Genomic DNA, 17,918 nt, shown 5'->3' on the forward strand with positions numbered 1-17,918 from the left:
TCTTGAACATAAATAGATCCTTGCCAGACTGCCTCGCATGCGGGCCGATCGACGATGCCACGCATCCCCACCACACGAGGAGGCAGGGTCATGAAGCTGTACTACGCAGAGACGTTCAATCCGCGCAAACCCTGCGCGGTGGCGAAATACCTCGGTTCGCCGGTGGAGTACGTACGCGTCGACCTGGCGCGCGGCGAACAGCTGAAGCCGGCGTATCTCGCACTCAATCCGAACGGCAAGGTGCCGCTGTTGATCGATGGAGACACGCGGTTGTGGGAGAGCGGCGCGATCATGGCTCACCTGGCGGTCAAGGCCGGCTCGGAGTTGTGGCCGTCCGACCGCGCCGCACAAGTCGAGGTGCTGCGCTGGCTGTCGTGGGACGCGGCGCATTTCTCGAGGCACGGCGCTGCGCTGTATTTCGAGCACGTGATCAAGCCGTATCTCGGCATGGGCGAGCCGAACACTGCCGCGGTGGACGAGGCGAGCGGCTTCTTCAAGCGCTTCGCCGCGATCCTGGACGCGCATCTGGCCACGCATGACTGGCTGGTCGGCGACCGCCTCAGCATCGCCGACTTCGCCGTCTCCACGCCGCTGGGCTGGGCGACCGAGGCGCGATTGCCGCTGGACGGCTTCGATCACATCGGGCACTGGCACGAACGCTTGATGGCGCTGCCGGCATGGCGCGAGCCGTTTCCGACGCAGCAGACGCGTACCGCCGCGGCGTAAGCGCGAGGTGTGGTACTGCGCTATGCGTCAAAACCTGCATGCCTTCAAGCTATGCCGCGGGGGCATGATGTCGGCATCGACATCGGCCCCGCCGTTTTCACCCCAGCGACTTGAGCCGGTACAGCGCCTCCAGCGCCTCGCGTGGGGTCAACGCATCCGGATCGATGCCGTCCAGCGCGCGCTCCACGGCCGACGATGGGGTCGGCGCGAACAGACCCAATTGTGGCGATGATTCGGTGGTGGCTGGCGCGGGTGCGCCCGCATGCGCATGCATGCCACGTTCGAGTTCGGCCAGTGTGCGTTTCGCATCGGCGATCACCGACTTCGGCAGGCCGGCCAGCGCGGCCACCTGCAGGCCGAAGCTGCGGTTGGCCGGGCCTTCCTTCACGGCATGCATGAACACCAGTTGCTCGCCCCGCTTTTGATCATGAAGCTCGACCGCATCGAGATGCACGTTTGCGATGGTGGGAAATTCGCCGGCCAGTTCGGTCAATTCGAAGTAGTGCGTGGCGAACAGCGTGTAGGCGCGGCTGCTGCGCGCCAGATGCACCGCGGCGGCACGCGCCAGCGAAAGGCCGTCGTAGGTGCTGGTGCCGCGGCCGACTTCGTCCATCAGCACCAGGCTGTGTTCGGTCGCGTTGTGCAGGATGTTCGCCGTCTCGCTCATTTCCACCATGAAGGTGGACTGCCCGCGCGACAGGTCGTCGCCGGCGCCGATGCGGGTGAAGATGCGGTCGATCGGGCCGATCGTGGCGCGGCGCGCCGGCACGTAGCTGCCGATATGCGCGAGCAGCACGATCAACGCGTTCTGCCGCATGTATGTCGATTTGCCGCCCATGTTCGGGCCGGTGATCACCAGCATGCGGCGGTTATCATCGAGGAGAAGGTCATTCGGTTCGAACGGTTCGTCGCGGACTTTCTCGACCACCGGGTGGCGGCCGCGCTCGATCGCGATGCCGGGTTCGTCGGTCAGTTCCGGTGCGGTCCAGTCGAGCGCCTCGGCGCGCTCGGCCAGCGTGGCGAGTACATCGAGTTCGGCCATCGCGGCGGCGGCAGCCTTCAGCGCTTCGAGTTTTTCGGTCAGCGTGTCGAGCAGCGCTTCGTACAGCGCGCGCTCGCGCATCAGCGAACGCTCCTTCGCCGACAACACCTTGTCCTCGAACGTTTTCAGTTCCTCGGTGATGTAGCGCTCGGCGTTCTTCGTCGTCTGCCGGCGTGTGTAATGCGCGGGCGCCTTGTCAGACTGCGCCCGGCTGATCTCGATGTAATAGCCATGCACGCGGTTGTAGCCGACCTTGAGCGTGCTGATGCCGCTGGCGGCCTTCTCGCGTTCCTCCAGCTCGACCAGGTACTGGTCGGCATGGGTGGACAGGCGGCGCAGTTCGTCCAGCTCGGTGTCGTAACCGTCGGCGACCACGCCGCCGTCGCGCTGCAATACCGGCGGTTGCGCCACGATGGCGCGGGCGAGCAGGGCGGCATTGTCGGCGTGATTGCCGATGCGCTCGACCAGGGCGTGCAGCAACGGACTGTCGAGCGATGCGATCTGCTCGCGCAGCATGGGCGCCGCGGCGAGGCCATCGCGCAAGGTGGACAAATCCCGCGGACGCGCCGAACGCAGTGCCACGCGGGCGAGGATGCGTTCCAGGTCGCCGATGCCGCGCAGCTGTTCGCGCAGTGATTCGTAGCGGCGGCTGTCGATCAACGCGCCGATCGCCTGATGGCGCTGTCGCAGCAGTTCGCGCGAGCGCAGCGGGCGATTCAACCAGCGGCGCAGCAGACGCGCGCCCATCGGCGTCACCGATTCGTCGAGCACGCCCAGCAAGGTGTGTTCGGTGCGGCCGCTGGGATGGGTGTCCAGTTCCAGGTTGCGCCGGGTGGCGGCGTCCAGCGCGATCGTCTCGCTGGCGCTTTCAACCGCCATACCGGTGAGGTGCGGCAGCGCACTCTTCTGGGTTTCCTCGACATAGCCGAGCAGACAGCCCGCCGCCGCAGTGGCGAGCGGCAGCTTGTCGACGCCGAAACCACCGAGATCGCGGGTGCCGAAGAAGCGGTTCAGTTCGCGTTTTGCGGCATCGCCGTCGAAGTGCCACGGCGGCCGCTTGCGCAGGCCTGGCAGGCTGCCGACGAATTTCGGCCACACCACACTCTCGTCGACGAGGGTCTCGGCCGGTTGCAGGCGGGCCAGTTCGGCGGCCAGCGCTTCGGCGTGCGGCACTTCGCTGAGCAGGAAACGACCGCTGGACAGGTCGACCCAGGCCAGACCGTACGCGCCATTCGCACCGGTAGCGATCGCCAGCAGCAAGTTGTCGCGGCGCTCTTCCAGCAGCGCGGCATCGGTCACTGTGCCGGGCGTGACGATGCGCACCACCTTGCGTTCCACGATGCCCTTGGCCAGAGCCGGGTCGCCTATCTGCTCGCAGATCGCCACCGACTCGCCCAACCGCACCAGCCGCGCCAGGTAATTCTCCACAGCGTGATACGGCACGCCCGCCATCGGAATCGGCGCACCGCCCGACTGCCCGCGCTGGGTCAGCGTGATGTCGAGCAGCCGCGCCGCCTTGCGTGCGTCGTCGTAGAACAGCTCGTAGAAGTCGCCCATGCGGAAGAACAGCAACACCTCCGGATGCTCGGCCTTGGCCGACAGGTACTGGCGCATGAAGGGAGTGTGCTTGGTGAGATCGTCGTGGCTCATGAAATGCAAGTCTTGGCGTGGTCGCGCGGAACAGGTAGAACGGTGCCTCGGCGCGCAGCGCCAAGCTCATTCAAGTCCGGGAGTCTCGCATGGAGTTGTCGTCTGTTCCTACCGATGCCGAGTTGCTGGCGTTGGCCGGTGAGGTTGCCACCGAGGTACAGCGGTGCCGATTGATGCTGGTCACCGCCGAGTCGTGCAGCGGCGGCTGGATCGCCAAGACGCTGACCGATCTCCCGGGCAGTTCGGCATGGTTCGATACCGGCGTGGTGACCTACAGCTACGAGGCGAAGGAGGCGCTGCTGGGAGTGAATCCCCGCACGCTGGAGCACACCGGCGCGGTCAGCGAGGAAACCGTGCTGGAGATGGTCTCCGGCGCGCTGGCACGCTTCGGTGCGGGCGTGGCGGTGGCCGTGACCGGGATTGCCGGGCCATCCGGCGGCACGCCGGACAAGCCGGTCGGCACGGTCTGGATCGGCTGGAAGCGCCGTGGCGGCTATGGTCACGCACAACTGTTCCACTTTCCGGGTGACCGCGAAGCCGTACGGCGGCAGACTGTGGCCGCCGCGCTCATCGGATTGCGCAAAACACTGACGGAATGAGGCGGCGCGGACGCTCAGGCCGGCTTGACCGGTGTGGGATAATGGCTCCCCTGCTGTCGACCGCCAGTGATCGCGCCACCTTGATCGCAGCCGGTGAGACGCGACCCGGGCATCATGTTCCCCATTCACAGCCCAACCGGAATTCAAGACGATGGATGACAACAAGCGCAAGGCACTTACATCCGCCCTCGGCCAGATCGAAAAGCAGTTCGGCAAGGGCGCCATCATGCGCATGGGCGACCGCGTCAACGAGGCGATCGAGACAGTCTCCACCGGCTCGCTCGGGCTGGACATCGCGCTAGGCGTCGGTGGCCTGCCACGCGGCCGCGTGGTCGAGATCTACGGGCCGGAGTCGTCCGGCAAGACCACCATGACGTTGCAGGCGATCGCCAGCTGCCAGCGTGCCGGCGGCACCGCTGCGTTCATCGATGCCGAGCATGCACTCGATCCGACCTATGCGGAAAAGCTGGGCGTCAAGGTCGACGACCTGCTGGTGTCGCAGCCGGACACCGGCGAGCAGGCGCTGGAAATCGCCGACATGCTGGTGCGCTCCGGCGCGGTCGACATGGTCGTGGTCGATTCGGTCGCCGCGCTGACCCCGAAGGCGGAAATCGAAGGCGAGATGGGCGACTCCCACGTCGGCCTGCACGCCCGCCTGATGAGCCAGGCGCTGCGCAAGCTCACCGCCAACATCAAGAAGTCCGGCACGCTGGTGATCTTCATCAACCAGATCCGCATGAAGATCGGCGTGATGTTCGGCAGCCCGGAAACCACCACCGGCGGCAACGCGCTGAAGTTCTACGCCTCGGTGCGGCTGGACATCCGCCGTATCGGTGCGGTGAAGAAGGGTGATGAGATCATCGGTTCGGAAACCCGCGTCAAGGTGGTCAAGAACAAGGTGGCGCCGCCGTTCCGCCAGTGCGAATTCGAGATCCTGTATGGCGAAGGCACCTCGCGCGAAGGCGAGATCATCGAGCTGGGCGTGGCGCAGAACCTGATCGACAAGTCCGGCGCCTGGTACAGCTACAACGGCGACCGCATCGGCCAGGGCAAGGAAAACGTACGCCAGTTCCTGCGCGACAATCCCGCCATTGCCAACGAGATCGACAAGCAACTGCGCGAGCGTCTGCTGGTGCCGGTCGGCAAGCCCGCTGCCGCCGCGCCGGAAGAGGCACTAGAGGAAGCGTGAGCCGTGCACGTTAGCGGCCCGTTGCATGCACATGGCCCGGCTCGCCCGGGCCATGTGCATTTCAGCCCGCCGTCGAATCTCGATAAGGCAACGCTGGGGAAATCTCCTCCAGCCAGGCATTTGCCGGTATGGCCATGAAACGCGGTCCCGGCAAGGACGATCCGACCAAGCCAAAACGCAGCGCCTACGACAAGGCGCTGGGCCTGCTGGCGCGCCGCGAACATTCGCGCAGGGAGCTGAAAACCAAGCTGCGCCAGGGGGGCTACGAAGGCGAGGAAACCAGCGCCGCGATCGATCGTCTCGGCGAGCAGCATTACCAGGACGATGACCGCTTCGGCGAAGTCCTGCTGCGCAGCCGGATCGCGCAGGGCTACGGCCCGATGCGATTGCGGATGGAGCTGAAGACCCATGGTTTGTCCGACGCGCGTATACGCGAACTGCTGGACGCGGCCGAGGTCGATTGGGACGCTTCCGCTGCCGCCCAGCTGCGCCGCCGTTATGGCGGCGCGGGCACGGCCGACCCCGCCGAACGCAGTCGCCGGGCGCAATTCCTCTTGCGCCGCGGCTTTGCCGCCGCCACAGTACGGAGTGTTACCCACGCCGATGTGGACGAAGCTGCCGACGAGGATTCCTGAAATCCATCATCCAGGGATGATGGATTGACCGGTCTGGCGGCTTGGTCGCGGTGTGGCCTTTTACTGCCTGCCACCATGATCCGCATGAAAACCTCCGAAATCCGTTCGACCTTTCTCGATTACTTCCGCTCCAAGGGACACACCATTGTGCCGTCCAGCTCGCTGGTGCCGGCCAGCGACCCGACCCTGCTGTTCACCAACTCGGGCATGGTGCAGTTCAAGAACGTATTCCTCGGCAGCGAAAAACCGGGCTATGTGCGTGCGGCCGACGTGCAGCGTTGCCTGCGTGCCGGCGGCAAGCACAATGACCTGGACGCGGTGGGTTACACCGCACGCCATCACACCTTCTTCGAAATGCTGGGCAACTGGTCGTTCGGCGACTACTTCAAGCGCGACGCGATTGTTTACGCGTGGGAGCTGCTGACCGAAGTGTTCAAGCTTCCCGCCGACAAGCTATGGGTCACCGTCTATCACACTGATGACGAGGCCTACGACATCTGGAACAAGGAAGTCGGTGTGCCGGCCGAGCGCATCGTGCGCATCGGCGACAACAAGGGCGCGCCGTTCGCCTCCGACAATTTCTGGCAGATGGCCGACACCGGTCCGTGCGGTCCGTGCACCGAGATTTTCTTCGATCACGGTGCCGACATCGCCGGCGGACCGCCCGGTTCGCCGGACGAAGACGGCGACCGCTACATCGAAATCTGGAACCTGGTGTTCATGCAATTCGACCGTGCGCCGGACGGCACGCTGAGTCCGTTGCCGGCGCCTTGCGTGGATACCGGCATGGGCCTGGAGCGTCTGGCGGCGGTGTTGCAGCACGTCCATTCCAACTACGAGATCGACCTGTTCGCGCACCTGATCCGTGTGGCGGGCGAACTCACCGACACCAGGGATCTGGCGAACAAGTCGCTGCGTGTGATCGCCGACCACATTCGCGCCTGTTCCTTCCTCATCGTCGATGGCGTGCTGCCGTCGAACGAAGGTCGCGGCTACGTGCTGCGCCGTATCATTCGCCGTGCGTTGCGCCATGGCTGGATGCTCGGCGTGCGCGGCGATTTCTTCTGGAAGATGGTGCAGCCCCTGGTCGAGGAAATGGGAGTGGCATACCCCGAGCTCGCCGCCAAACAGGCGTTGGTCGAGGAGGCGTTGCGCGTCGAGGAACAGCGTTTCGGTGAGACGCTGGAACACGGCATGCGCCTGTTCGATGAAGTCGCGGGCAAGTCCGGCAAGATCATTCCCGGCGTGGATGCGTTCCGCTTGTACGACACCTACGGTTTTCCGGTCGATCTCACGGCAGACATCGCACGCGAGCGTGGACTGGAAGTCGACATGGACGGATTCGAGCGGTCGATGAACGAACAGCGCGAGCGCGCCCGCGCCGCCGGTCGTTTCGAGGCCAAGGGGCAGATGCCGGCCGAGCTGGCCAGTCAGTTGAAGCCCACGGCGTTCCTGGGTTACGACGTGCTGCACAGCCAGGCCAGCAAGGTGCTTGGGATCGTGCGTGCCGGCAAGCAGGTAGATCAGCTTGCCGAGGGCGAGGAAGGCCTGCTGATTCTCGATCGCACACCGTTCTACGCCGAGTCGGGCGGACAGGTCGGCGATACCGGCGAGCTGATCAATCCGACCGGTCGCTTCGAAGTTGGCGATACGTTGAAGATGGGCGGCGTGTTCTTCGGCCACGCCGGTCGCTGGCAGGGCGGACAGCCGCTGCGTACCGGCGACCTCGTCGAGGCCAGCGTGGACGCCTCGCGCCGGCAGGCTATCGTGCTCAATCATTCGGCTACGCATCTGTTGCATGCGGCCTTGCGCAAAGTGCTGGGCGATCATGTGGCGCAGAAGGGCTCGCTGGTCGCGCCGGAGCGGCTGCGTTTCGACTTCTCGCATTTCAAGCCGATGAGTCGCGATGAACTCGCGCAGGTCGAGGCACTGGTGAACGCCGAAGTGCGCCGCAACGCGGTCGCCGAAGTACACAATATGGGGTACGACCAGGCGATCGAGTTTGGGGCGATGGCGCTGTTCGGCGAGAAGTACGGCGACGAAGTTCGCGTACTGAAGATGGGCGACTTCTCCACGGAATTGTGCGGCGGCACCCATGTCGGCCGCACCGGCGATATCGGCCTGTTCAAGATCGTCGGCAGCGACGCCGGCGTGGCGTCGGGCGTGCGCCGCATCGAGGCGGTGACGGGCGCCGGCGCCCTAGCCTGGGTGGCCGACGAGGAGCGCCGCCTGGCCGAGTTCTCGCAATTGCTCTCCAGCAGCGGTGACGATGCCGTGGAGAAGTTGCGCCAGCTGTTCGACAAACAGAAGAAACTCGAGCGCGAACTGGACTCGCTGCGCAGCAAGGCAGCCGGTTCCGCCACCGCTGATCTGGCCGGCTCGGCGGTGGATGTCGGCGGCATCAAGGTGGTCGCCGCACGACTGGAAGGGCTTGATGCCAAGGCGCTGCGCGACAGTGTGGACCAGCTCAAGCAGCAGCTCGGCGACTGCGTGATCCTGCTGGCCGGCGCGGCCGATGGGCGCGTCTCGCTGATTGCCGGCGTGCATGGCAAGGCGTTGGGGCGGGTCAAGGCAGGCAGCGTGGTGGCGCATGTCGCTGCGCAGATTGACGGCAAGGGTGGTGGCCGCCCGGACATGGCTCAGGGCGGCGGATCGGACACCCCGGATTTGCCGGCCATTCTGGCCGCGCTTCCGGATTGGGTGTCAACGCAGTAGGTCTGCGCAAGTGCAACCTGAACATTCCATTTGTCACGATTCAGGTACATTGCACAGGTGAATCAGGCTCAGTTACTATCGACAGAGTGTCGGCGCGACCGGTAACGGTGGTGTCGCCAGTCAGGACGCTCAGGAGTGTTTTGGCTGTGAGCCGGGAAGGCGATAGGGCCTTCGACGGATCAATCGTCGAACTGTGGATGGACGGCTGCTCAGGGGTGAGGCGTCGTCAAGCCGCAGGCCTTTGACCAACAGCATTTATGGAGAGCAGCAATCATGTTGATTCTGACCCGCAGGGTCGGTGAAACCCTGATGATCGGCGACGAGGTGACCGTTACCGTTCTTGGCGTGAAAGGCAACCAGGTACGTATCGGTATCAACGCACCGAAGACCGTCGCGGTTCATCGCGAAGAAATCTACCAACGGATCAAAGGCGAGCACGAAGGCGGCAGCACGCCCGACGAGTCCGCCGAACATTGATCGTGAATTAAACCTTTACCTCGACCCCGCCGGTCGGTATCCTTGCCGGCTCCGCAGCGATGTGGAAACAACCCCGGAGAGATGCCCGAGTGGCCGAAGGGGCTCCCCTGCTAAGGGAGTATAGGGTCAAAAGCCTTATCGAGGGTTCGAATCCCTCTCTCTCCGCCAGATACGCAAAACGCCCCCTAGTGGGGCGTTTTGCGTATCTGGCGGAGAGACGGTGGCGGATGAGCCCTAACGGTTCGACAAAATTGTCTGGAACAATTTTGGACAGCCGCAGGCTGGCCCTGGAGCGCGCAGCGCGGAAGGGCGAGGCCCACGGATGGGCCGAGCAATCCCCGCAGGCACCACGCCGCCGCGCAGCCTCTCGAATCGGCGTTTTCGTGTCTTGTGTAGAGACACGGATAGATGCTTTTTTACAGACAATGTCCGCTATCGGGATGGCGAAGCTGGTGCCACCTGCCGCGCGCCCCACTACACGCCGTAGTATTCCCGGTACCAGCTCACGAAGTTGGCGACGCCGGTGTCTACCGAAACCTTCGGCGCGTAGCCGACTGCCCGGATCAATTCCGACACGTCCGCCTCGGTATCGGGTACGTCGCCCGCCTGCAAGGGCAGCATCTCCATCTGCGCCTTGCGCCCGAGGCACTGCTCCAGCACCGCGATGTAGCGCAACAATTCCACGGGTTCCGCATTGCCGATGTTGTACAGCCGGTAGGGCGCAACGCCGCTGCTGGCAGGGTCGGGGAGATTCCCGTTCCAGCTGCTGTTCTTTTCGGGCAACGTATCCAGCGCGCGGACCACGCCTTCGACGATGTCATCCACATAGGTAAAGCTGCGCTTGTGCTTGCCGTGGTTGAACACCTTGATCGGCTCGCCGGCCAGAATCGCCTTGGTGAACAAGAACAGCGCCATGTCCGGGCGCCCCCATGGGCCATAGACCGTGAAGAAGCGCAGGCCGGTGCACGGTATGCCATACAGATGCGCGTAACTGTGCGCCATCTGCTCGTTGGCTTTCTTGGAGGCGGCGTACAGGGTAAGCGGATGCTCGGTGGGCTGATGCTCGGAAAACGGCATAGCCGTGTTGGCGCCGTACACCGAGCTGGTGGAGGCAAAGACCAGATGCTCCACATCATGCTGGCGGCAACCTTCCAGAATATGCAGAAAACCGGTGATGTTGCTGGCCACGTAGATGTGCGGATTTTCGGCCGCATAGCGCACGCCAGCCTGCGCTGCCAGATTGATCACCCGCTGCGGCTTGTGCGTAGAGAACGCGCTTTCCACCGCTGCGCGATCGGCCAGGTCGGCATGGATATGCGTATAGCCCGGGTGCGCCATGAAACGCGCCAGCCGCGCCTTCTTCAGGTTGACGTCGTAGTAATCGCTGAGGCTATCGAATCCGATGACCTCGTCGCCGCGTTCAAGCAGTTGCAGCGCGACGTGCGAACCGATGAAACCGGCGGTACCGGTAACCAGCACTTTCATGGCATGAAATCCTGTTCAGAGACGACCGTCGACCGCCTCGCGCGGAAGCAGACATTTCACGTCGTAGATTACCGAGGCAGCTTTGCCGAACGCGCGGATGCCATCGGGGCCCATGTCGACAAACTGCTGATGGCCGACTGCGACGATCACGGCATCGTAGCTGTCGGGTTGCGGCTGCGCGACAGGAACGATGGCATATTCGTGCTCCGCCTCGGCGGCATTGACCCACGGATCGTGGATATCGACCTGGGCGTTGTAGCCGCGCAACGCCAGCACGATATCGACCACGCGGGTATTGCGCAGATCAGGGCAATTCTCCTTGAATGCCAGCCCCAGAACCAGCACGCGGGCCTGCACCGGATTGATACCTTTACGCACCATGAGGCGCAGCACCTCGTTGGCGATATAGAAACCCATACTGTCGTTGGTGCGGCGGCCAGCGAGGATCACGTCCGAGTGATGGCCCACCTCTTGCGCCTTGTGCGTGAGGTAGTACGGATCCACGCTGATGCAGTGCCCACCCACCAGACCCGGACGGAACGGCAGGAAGTTCCACTTGGTACCGGCCGCCTGCAGCACTTCCAGTGTGTCGATGCCCAGCTTGTTGAACAAGATGGCCAGATCGTTGACCAGCGCGATGTTCAGATCGCGCTGTGTGTTCTCGATGACCTTGGCAGCTTCGGCGACCTTCAACGAACTGGCCCTGTACGTGCCGGCGGTGATCACCGAGCCGTACAGGCGATCGACAAAATCGGCTGCCTCCGGTGTGGAGCCCGAGGTAACCTTCAGAATGCTGGTGACTCGATGTTGCTTGTCGCCAGGATTGATGCGCTCGGGACTATAGCCGGCGAAAAAGTCGCGGTTGTAGACCAGGCCCGAGCCTTTTTCGAGGATCGGGATACAGACCTCTTCCGTGCAACCCGGGTACACGGTGGACTCGTACACCACCACGTCGCCTGGCTTGAGGACCTTGGCCAGGGTTTCACTGGCCTTGATCAGTGGTGTCAGGTCGGGGCGTTTGGCGAGATCGATAGGAGTAGGGACGGTGACGATGTAGGTATTGCAGTTCCGCAGATCGTCCAGTTCAGCACTGAAACGCAGGCGCGTTGCTGCAGTGAGTTCCGCCGCCTCGATTTCGAGTGTGTTGTCGTGACCGGCAGCCAACTCGTCGATCCGGGCCTTGTTGATATCGAAGCCCACTGTGTCGTAGTGCTTGCCGAACTCCACCGCCAGCGGCAGGCCAACATAGCCGAGACCTACGATGGCGAGCTTGGTGTTTTCCAGATTCCGCATAAGGTCATCCCGAGATTTTTGGAAACGCATCTTGATGCGCAGGTTGTCCGGCAGAAGCCATGCTGACCGGATCGTATCTGCAGATCAATGTTCCAGCGAGGCGCCAGCAGCCTGAGCGGTAGCGAGTGGTGCGTTGCATGCCGATGAGCTGCGGCCGATGAATCCCGGCGAGTATCCATCAAGCGACCGATATTCCGAAGCTTCTGTCCGCCGGCGATTCTGGATTCATACATCGAATGGTCATTCGCGGGACGGTATTCTGCGCATCTGACACGCGCAGGCATGTCGATGGGACTCACGTTTGCGCTTGCGCTGGCATAACACCCACTATGCCAAAGTGGATCGTGCATAAACCGTGCACATCCGCGCGCTGTGTGATTATCTCAGTGGAAAGAAAGTCAGCAAACACCCGTGGCGCACAATAATCGGTCGCGAGTGCGGTTCTATGTGCGATCGCTATTCAACAAGAGAGAGTCCGCGTGGCATCGCTGAAACGCGAAGCACGCTGTCGCCATCACAGCGATATGGTCGAAATCGTCACTTGATGGATGGCTTCGTACGTCGGATCCCAGAGACGAATCCGATGGGCAACGATCCCGCTCGCGTGGGGCGCTCAGGCATCAATGCAGAAGACCCGTGTGAAACATCAACCAACCGGCCACCGCACTGAGCATCAGACAGACAGTAAGCCAGAATCCCCGGGAATTTTTTTCCCAGACCGGCTTGTTCTCGTCGTTTTCCATGTAGTTTTGCATCCGTGACAGGTATCAGCTGTTGAGGGGCACCTTACAGAAGCGAGTATCGTGCCAAACAGAGATGTCGGCTTGATTGATCGTTGTGTATCGCGATTGCGGGTACTGAGTTGAGATAGATGTCGCAGTTTGCTCCGGGCGCCGGCCTGTGCCGGTGCGCAGTGGGACACTTTGGTCCGCGGTCATACGCCGCGTGCCGTCAGGCCTGCAGTGTCGTTGCGGGTCAAAATGGGTCAAAAATGGTCGGAGAGTTCGCAGACACCGGGATTCGGCACAGCTGACTGCGAACGTGACGTTCGATGGGACGACATCAAAGTTCCGTGTCGATGCAGCTTGCGTCGCCGCCATCGCCGCTATGGCCGCAGCCCAACGTCGGCAGAAAAAATTGCCGCGGACACCAAGGCGTTCCTGGTTGCGCGGAGCTGTCGCCGGAAACACATGGGGACTTGTCCGACGCGACTTGCGGTCGACGGTGTGATGAGGCGCTCGGTCGCGATGTATCCCATCGTTCGTGATGTTTCTTTCACGCGAAATGTGGCATCACTCAGAACCCTTTTTTTTGTGGTTGATTTTCGCGTCGGTTATTGAACGCTCAGGTTCAGGGAGTCATTCTCGAAAGAGATTTGCGCTTTCCGATCCCATGATTGCGTGGTCGAAAATCCGATTCCACAGAGTGCGCTTAATTGGAGTGTGCTGTTAGTTGGGAAATGTGCTGTTTAACGGCGATTTGCCGGCATGCTCGGTGGATCGTTTAGTCTGAGGGCCTGTGACCATGAAAAAGATTACCGCCTTTATCATCCTGAGTTTCGTGTTACTCGTCGTTAACGGCTGCGTGTGGTCTCCGGGACAACGCATGTCTGGCGAAGGAGTGGTTCGCGGAACACCAACCGACAGCAGCCAGGTCCAACTGGTAACGATCACCCCGCAGCTGTTGGCGGGAGATCATGCGGCGACGTTGAGCGCGGCGGTGCCACAGGAGCTGTTGTCCTATCAGCCGGAGCCTTATCGCATTGGGCCTGGCGACACGCTTTACATCACAGTCTGGGATCATCCGGAACTGACGGCACCCGCCGGGTCGCAACAGCAAACGGCGGCCAATGGCCGGATTGTCCGTTCGGATGGCACGCTGTTCTACCCTTACATAGGCCCTGTAAAAGTTGCGGGTATGACGATCGAAGAGGTGCGCCAGAACATCAGCACGAAGATCGCCAAATACGTGGAGAGACCGCAGGTGGATGTCGGGGTCGTCAGCTATAACAGCCAGCATGTGCTGCTCCAGGGCGCCTTCATGAAAACCGACCCGCAGTCGATCACGACGACTCCGCTGACCCTGGGGCAGGCGATCGGCGCGGCAACGATCAATGCAGATCAGGCCAATATGTCCGATCTGATATTGAGCCGCGATGGCCACGACTATCATCTGGACCTGGCCTCCTTGAACAACGGCCAGGGCATTGCGCAGAATATTTACCTGAAACCTGGGGATCGCCTGTTGCTTCCCTACAATGACACCCAGGAAGTGTATGTGATGGGAGAGGTGATGCGCCCCATGGCAGTCACCTTCAGGAGTGTCGCCGATCTCTCCCTGACGCAGGCGCTGGGCCGCGCTGGTGGCCTCAACCCCGTCACTTCCAGTGGCAGGGAGGTTTATGTCATTCGCGGCGCGAAGAATCTGGAGAATACCCCGGCCAAGGTTTTTCAGCTTGATGCCCGTTCGCCGTCTGCGTTTGCGCTCGGAGACGAGTTCAGGGTTAAGCCGGGTGACGTGGTGTTTGTCGGTGCAGCCGGCGTAACTCGCTGGAATCGATTCCTGAGCCAATTGCTGCCGTCGGCCACCTTGGTCACCAGCGCAGCTGCAGCAAATTACAGTGCAACGCACTGAAGCTATTCATCGTCTCTGACTACAGAAGCACGAGGGCCTCGAATCTCGCCACCATGGCTTGACTGCCATGGTGGCGAGATTGAGGTTCCTTGGATTGCTGCCGTTGAATCGCAGCGGCGGCTGGCATCGACGGCCATGCAATCAGTGTCGTATCGATCCCATCGCGCCATGGGCCATCACCAGTTTCCGATACATCGGCACTCGATGACGTCGGTACATCTCTTGGCATTGCATGGTCATCCGCTCAGTTCACTTCGCGCCAGTCTGCCTGTACTCCTCAGCATCCTTCGTGCCAGTGAGGTTTTTTTGGCGACGAGGTTGTTTTTGTTTAGACGTCTATTTCAAAACAATGAACGAGTCGAAACCTGTTCAGCGTTTCTTCAACTTCACCGATTTGCGTAAAACATAACTTATACATGTGATTGACGTAATCATCATCTAAACCGTTTACGGCTGAATGCGGCCCTTGCCCTACACAAGAATCGACATACAAAGCTGCTACGTTCGGGTGCCTGAGGTCAGCAACATGCTCTTCATGCATGCAGAAAGTTGTCAGTTTGTTCGCTGGCTTCAAGTTGTTCCAGACGAGATAAATCAGCGATCTGACGAATCATGGATCCACAAACGCAGACCATCGAGGCTCTCTTGCTCGATATCTGCACCACTCACAAATTGAGCCCATTGGGATCGGGGGATCCTTTGGAGACTGGGCGGAGGTAAGGGTGTTATGCAGGAATCGCGGATGCTCTTCGATTGTTTGATTGCCACATGCACATCAGCAGTAGCCATTGTTGCGATGCGCCGTTTCGCTGTATTGCTTGGACTCGTGGATCGCCCCGATCAACGCAAGCTGCATGACGGCGACGTGCCGTTGGTGGGCGGTCTGGCGATTTTCATAGGCGTGCTGGCGGGGACGATTTTCTACGGCCAATTCCAGCAGTTTGAGACAACGCTGCTTGAAACCGCCGCTGTGCTTGTCCTGCTCGGCGCACTGGATGACCGCTTCGATCTCAGCGTGCGAGATCGCCTGCTGATCCAGACCATCGTCATTCTCACGGTCATCGCCAATACCGGTGTTTACATCCACACGTTGGGACGGATATTCGGCCATGAAGTGACATTCGGCTGGCTCGGTGTCCCGTTGACAGTGGTCGCCGTCATCGGTCTGGTGAATGCGTTCAACATGATGGACGGTATCGACGGCCTCGCCGGCGGTCTTGCGTTGGTCAGCGTGGCTGCCATAGTCCTGTTCGCCACTCCCACGCCCTTGCATGGAGTCATCGTGTTGCTGGCTTTGCTGGCTGCTGCGTTGCTTCCTTACCTGGTCGCCAACCTCGGCTACATGGGTGGCAAGATCTTCCTTGGCGATGCCGGAAGCATGTTGATCGGCTACCTGCTGGCGTGGACGCTTATCCGCATGAGTCAGATACCTCAGACGCACTTGTCGCCCGTCGACGTGCTGTGGTGCGTAGCTCTGCCGGTCTTCGACACTATTGCCGTGATGTATCGGCGCATGCGCCAGGGCAAATCGCCGTTCAAGCCGGATCGTGGACATATCCACCATATCCTGCTTGGAGCGGGCCTGGGGCCTCGCGCGACGTTGGCCGCGCTGATCGCCCTTGCTGCAACCTTCGCGCTCATCGGCGCTTTCATCAGCGGCGTGGCTCACTCGGCCGGTACGAACCTGACCATGTTCTGCCTGGTGATGAGCGTGTATATCGTGACGGTCACACGTGCATGGCTGCGGCAGGAGGCGCGCCGACAGGCGCTTGCCCCGCGGTGCGTTGACCCGAATGTCACTTCGAAAGGTGCGGTCCGGCCAACCTGCTCGACTGGGCTTGCCGCGCGGAGACAGGAGACTATGGTGCATACGAGCCGCGCCGAAACCGAGACATTGCGCTCGGAACGCCGCTCTATCCGTCGCTGATGAACAACGGTGAAGGAAGCCGCTGCAGATTCAACGCGCCGGAAAGAGTTCTCAGTGATACGAGCAGGGTCTCGAGCTCGAGTTCCAGATCCGCCCACTTATTCGGATTGCCTGACTCCCAGGAATTGGATCATTGCGCCATTTGCGACTTCGTTTATGCCGCTGTCGATGGCGTTGGCGTATTCGAAGGAATGTTCCAGCGCCAGATGACCTTTGCTGATACGCGACTGGTTGCTCGTGCTCAGGAATGACATTCCCTTGGCGGGGCTCGCGTTGAGCTTCGCCTTGTTGCCAGAAATGATCACCTTGCCGATGCCTCTCGCATTGTCGGGAGTCTCGTCCTCGGCGAAGTTGATGCAGGTGCCGCGGATATCGATGAATACGTTGCCCGCGCATACCAGTCCGGTTGCGCCGAACACGCCGATCGCGCCCATCTGCGGACGTATGCCGATGAACGTGTTTCCGGTGATCACGGTGTTGATGGCATTTTTGCTGACCCGGAAGGTGGCGTTTCCGAGCCGTATCGCATCGCCGCCTGGTCCCGATCCCGGCGGCGAGCGCTGGAAAGTGCATCCGCTGATCTGCACGCCGCTCAAGCCATGAACCCCGATGTCGACGCGCACCGAGTTGAGGAAGTTGCAGTTGAGCACGGCGAGATTGTCCGGCGGATCCGCGGCAGTCTTGCTCTTCGTCGAGGAATCGATGCCCCAGTAGCAGTTGGTGAACTCGCAATCCGACACGACCCAATCGTGAATGTTGTCTCCCGACTGGCGTCCATTGAAGAACGTGATGCCAGCCGTGTTCACCGAATCGATATTGATGAACTTGCAATGGGCGATGGTCACGTGGCGGTACACGCTCCAGGTGCGATCGGGTTCGAAATCGATGCCACCTACCGAGTGGGACAGTTTCGCGTTGCCGATATTCTGGAAGACACAGTTCTCCACCGTCAGCTGGTCGCAATCGATGACGGACAAACCGTTGCGGTTGTCCTTGACCGCGCCGTCGAACATGCAGTCGCGCACAACGATGCGCTGGTTGTGGCGTTCGGTGCTGTGGAATGTCCCCGAGCCGACATACATGCCGTCTCCGCGAAATCCATGGAAAGCCACCCGCTCGACGGTCAGATCCGAGGTGGCATTGACGGCGAGCAGGTAGAAGTATTGCTGATAGCCGAACTCTGCCACCCGTCCGTTGAGCTTCAAATCGTGTAGGTGGATGTTGCGCATGTTGTCCGCGACATTGGCGCTGCCACCGTCACGCACATGAGTGACGAGCATGAACTCGCAAGCCAGCGAATCGTCGTGCGCTCTCAGTTCGCTGGTGTGCCCCTGGCCGTACAGCTCGATACCTGACTTGAGATTCAACTGTTTCACGAGATAGATGCCGGCAGGCACGAATACCTTGCTACCGGCTTCGTCAATCGCTGTCTGGATGCCCCCCGTGCAGTCATAGGCGCTGCTGCCGGCACGAATGGCGGCGTGCTCTGATGCGGGCAGGAAATCCAGCACATTCACAACTTGCGGCGAGGATGGCATGGCACAGC

General features: G+C 61.5%; 12 protein-coding genes and 1 tRNA gene. 9 read left to right on the forward strand and 4 right to left on the reverse strand.

What is annotated here, in order from left to right; translation table 11 throughout:
* Positions 1-90: 90 nt before the first annotated feature.
* The gene (locus tag BUA26_RS16410) at positions 91-726 is read left to right on the forward strand and encodes a glutathione S-transferase family protein (RefSeq protein ID WP_072761927.1); all 636 of its coding nucleotides are present in this window, start codon (positions 91-93) and stop codon (positions 724-726) included.
* A gap of 97 nt (positions 727-823) precedes the next feature.
* Here BUA26_RS16410 and mutS read toward each other — a convergent pair whose 3' ends face one another.
* Entirely contained in the window at positions 824-3,418 is a 2,595-nt protein-coding gene (gene mutS, locus BUA26_RS16415) for a DNA mismatch repair protein MutS (RefSeq protein WP_072761928.1), read from the reverse strand.
* 89 nt (positions 3,419-3,507) lie between these two features.
* On the opposite strand from mutS, the gene BUA26_RS16420 reads away from it, so the two are divergent.
* The 6 genes from BUA26_RS16420 to BUA26_RS16445 all read left to right on the forward strand — a co-directional run bounded on the left by BUA26_RS16420 (position 3,508) and on the right by BUA26_RS16445 (position 9,201).
* The gene (locus tag BUA26_RS16420) at positions 3,508-4,017 is read left to right on the forward strand and encodes a CinA family protein (RefSeq protein WP_072761929.1); all 510 of its coding nucleotides are present in this window, start codon (positions 3,508-3,510) and stop codon (positions 4,015-4,017) included.
* 151 nt (positions 4,018-4,168) lie between these two features.
* Positions 4,169-5,206 carry a recombinase RecA gene (recA, locus tag BUA26_RS16425; RefSeq protein ID WP_072761930.1) on the forward strand — a complete coding sequence of 346 codons (1,038 nt, stop codon included), beginning with the start codon at positions 4,169-4,171 and terminating at the stop codon, positions 5,204-5,206.
* 128 nt (positions 5,207-5,334) lie between these two features.
* Positions 5,335-5,841 (forward strand): regulatory protein RecX, encoded by a 507-nt coding sequence (locus BUA26_RS16430; RefSeq protein ID WP_072761931.1) that lies wholly within the window; start codon positions 5,335-5,337, stop codon positions 5,839-5,841.
* An 84-nt stretch (positions 5,842-5,925) separates the two neighbouring features.
* The gene (gene alaS, locus BUA26_RS16435; protein WP_072761932.1) at positions 5,926-8,556 is read left to right on the forward strand and encodes an alanine--tRNA ligase; all 2,631 of its coding nucleotides are present in this window, start codon (positions 5,926-5,928) and stop codon (positions 8,554-8,556) included.
* Positions 8,557-8,829: 273 nt separating this feature from the next.
* Positions 8,830-9,033, forward strand: coding sequence for a carbon storage regulator CsrA (gene csrA, locus BUA26_RS16440; RefSeq protein ID WP_072761933.1), 204 nt, complete (start codon positions 8,830-8,832; stop codon positions 9,031-9,033).
* Positions 9,034-9,108: 75 nt separating this feature from the next.
* Positions 9,109-9,201, forward strand: a tRNA-Ser gene (locus BUA26_RS16445).
* A gap of 306 nt (positions 9,202-9,507) precedes the next feature.
* Here the strand turns inward: BUA26_RS16445 and BUA26_RS16450 are convergent.
* The gene (locus BUA26_RS16450) at positions 9,508-10,518 is read right to left on the reverse strand and encodes an NAD-dependent epimerase (RefSeq protein WP_072761934.1); all 1,011 of its coding nucleotides are present in this window, start codon (positions 10,516-10,518) and stop codon (positions 9,508-9,510) included.
* Between the two features lie 15 nt (positions 10,519-10,533).
* Positions 10,534-11,811, reverse strand: a complete 1,278-nt coding sequence (gene tviB / locus BUA26_RS16455) for a Vi polysaccharide biosynthesis UDP-N-acetylglucosamine C-6 dehydrogenase TviB (RefSeq protein WP_072761935.1) — start codon at positions 11,809-11,811, stop codon at positions 10,534-10,536.
* Positions 11,812-13,416: 1,605 nt separating this feature from the next.
* Between tviB and BUA26_RS16460 the strand changes: the two genes are divergently transcribed.
* Complete coding sequence (locus tag BUA26_RS16460) at positions 13,417-14,445, forward strand: polysaccharide biosynthesis/export family protein (RefSeq protein WP_072762002.1); 1,029 nt, start codon at positions 13,417-13,419, stop codon at positions 14,443-14,445.
* Between the two features lie 742 nt (positions 14,446-15,187).
* Positions 15,188-16,372: an undecaprenyl/decaprenyl-phosphate alpha-N-acetylglucosaminyl 1-phosphate transferase gene (locus tag BUA26_RS16465; protein ID WP_255368393.1), complete on the forward strand. Its 1,185-nt coding sequence runs from the start codon at positions 15,188-15,190 to the stop codon at positions 16,370-16,372.
* A gap of 98 nt (positions 16,373-16,470) precedes the next feature.
* On the opposite strand, the gene BUA26_RS16470 is transcribed toward BUA26_RS16465, so the two are convergent.
* On the reverse strand, positions 16,471-17,910 hold the full coding sequence (locus BUA26_RS16470; protein ID WP_072761936.1) for a glycosyl hydrolase family 28-related protein: 1,440 nt from the start codon (positions 17,908-17,910) through the stop codon (positions 16,471-16,473).
* Between the last annotated feature and the right edge of the window lie 8 nt (positions 17,911-17,918).

It is taken from the genome of Rhodanobacter sp. OK091 (assembly GCF_900142825.1).
Lineage (GTDB): Bacteria > Pseudomonadota > Gammaproteobacteria > Xanthomonadales > Rhodanobacteraceae > Rhodanobacter.

Excerpts from the sequence above, each read along its gene's own strand:
- BUA26_RS16460 (WP_072762002.1), top strand. The coding sequence starts at position 13,417 with ATGTCTGGCGAAGGAGTGGTTCGCGGAACACCAACCGACAGCAGCCAG.
- recA (WP_072761930.1), top strand. The coding sequence starts at position 4,169 with ATGGATGACAACAAGCGCAAGGCACTTACATCCGCCCTCGGCCAGATC.
- BUA26_RS16410 (WP_072761927.1), top strand. The coding sequence starts at position 91 with ATGAAGCTGTACTACGCAGAGACGTTCAATCCGCGCAAACCCTGCGCG.
- mutS (WP_072761928.1), bottom strand. The coding sequence starts at position 3,418 with ATGAGCCACGACGATCTCACCAAGCACACTCCCTTCATGCGCCAGTAC.
- BUA26_RS16450 (WP_072761934.1), bottom strand. The coding sequence starts at position 10,518 with ATGAAAGTGCTGGTTACCGGTACCGCCGGTTTCATCGGTTCGCACGTC.
- BUA26_RS16470 (WP_072761936.1), bottom strand. The coding sequence starts at position 17,910 with ATGCCATCCTCGCCGCAAGTTGTGAATGTGCTGGATTTCCTGCCCGCA.
- alaS (WP_072761932.1), top strand. The coding sequence starts at position 5,926 with ATGAAAACCTCCGAAATCCGTTCGACCTTTCTCGATTACTTCCGCTCC.
- csrA (WP_072761933.1), top strand. The coding sequence starts at position 8,830 with ATGTTGATTCTGACCCGCAGGGTCGGTGAAACCCTGATGATCGGCGAC.
- BUA26_RS16430 (WP_072761931.1), top strand. The coding sequence starts at position 5,335 with ATGGCCATGAAACGCGGTCCCGGCAAGGACGATCCGACCAAGCCAAAA.
- tviB (WP_072761935.1), bottom strand. The coding sequence starts at position 11,811 with ATGCGGAATCTGGAAAACACCAAGCTCGCCATCGTAGGTCTCGGCTAT.
- BUA26_RS16465 (WP_255368393.1), top strand. The coding sequence starts at position 15,188 with ATGCTCTTCGATTGTTTGATTGCCACATGCACATCAGCAGTAGCCATT.
- BUA26_RS16420 (WP_072761929.1), top strand. The coding sequence starts at position 3,508 with ATGGAGTTGTCGTCTGTTCCTACCGATGCCGAGTTGCTGGCGTTGGCC.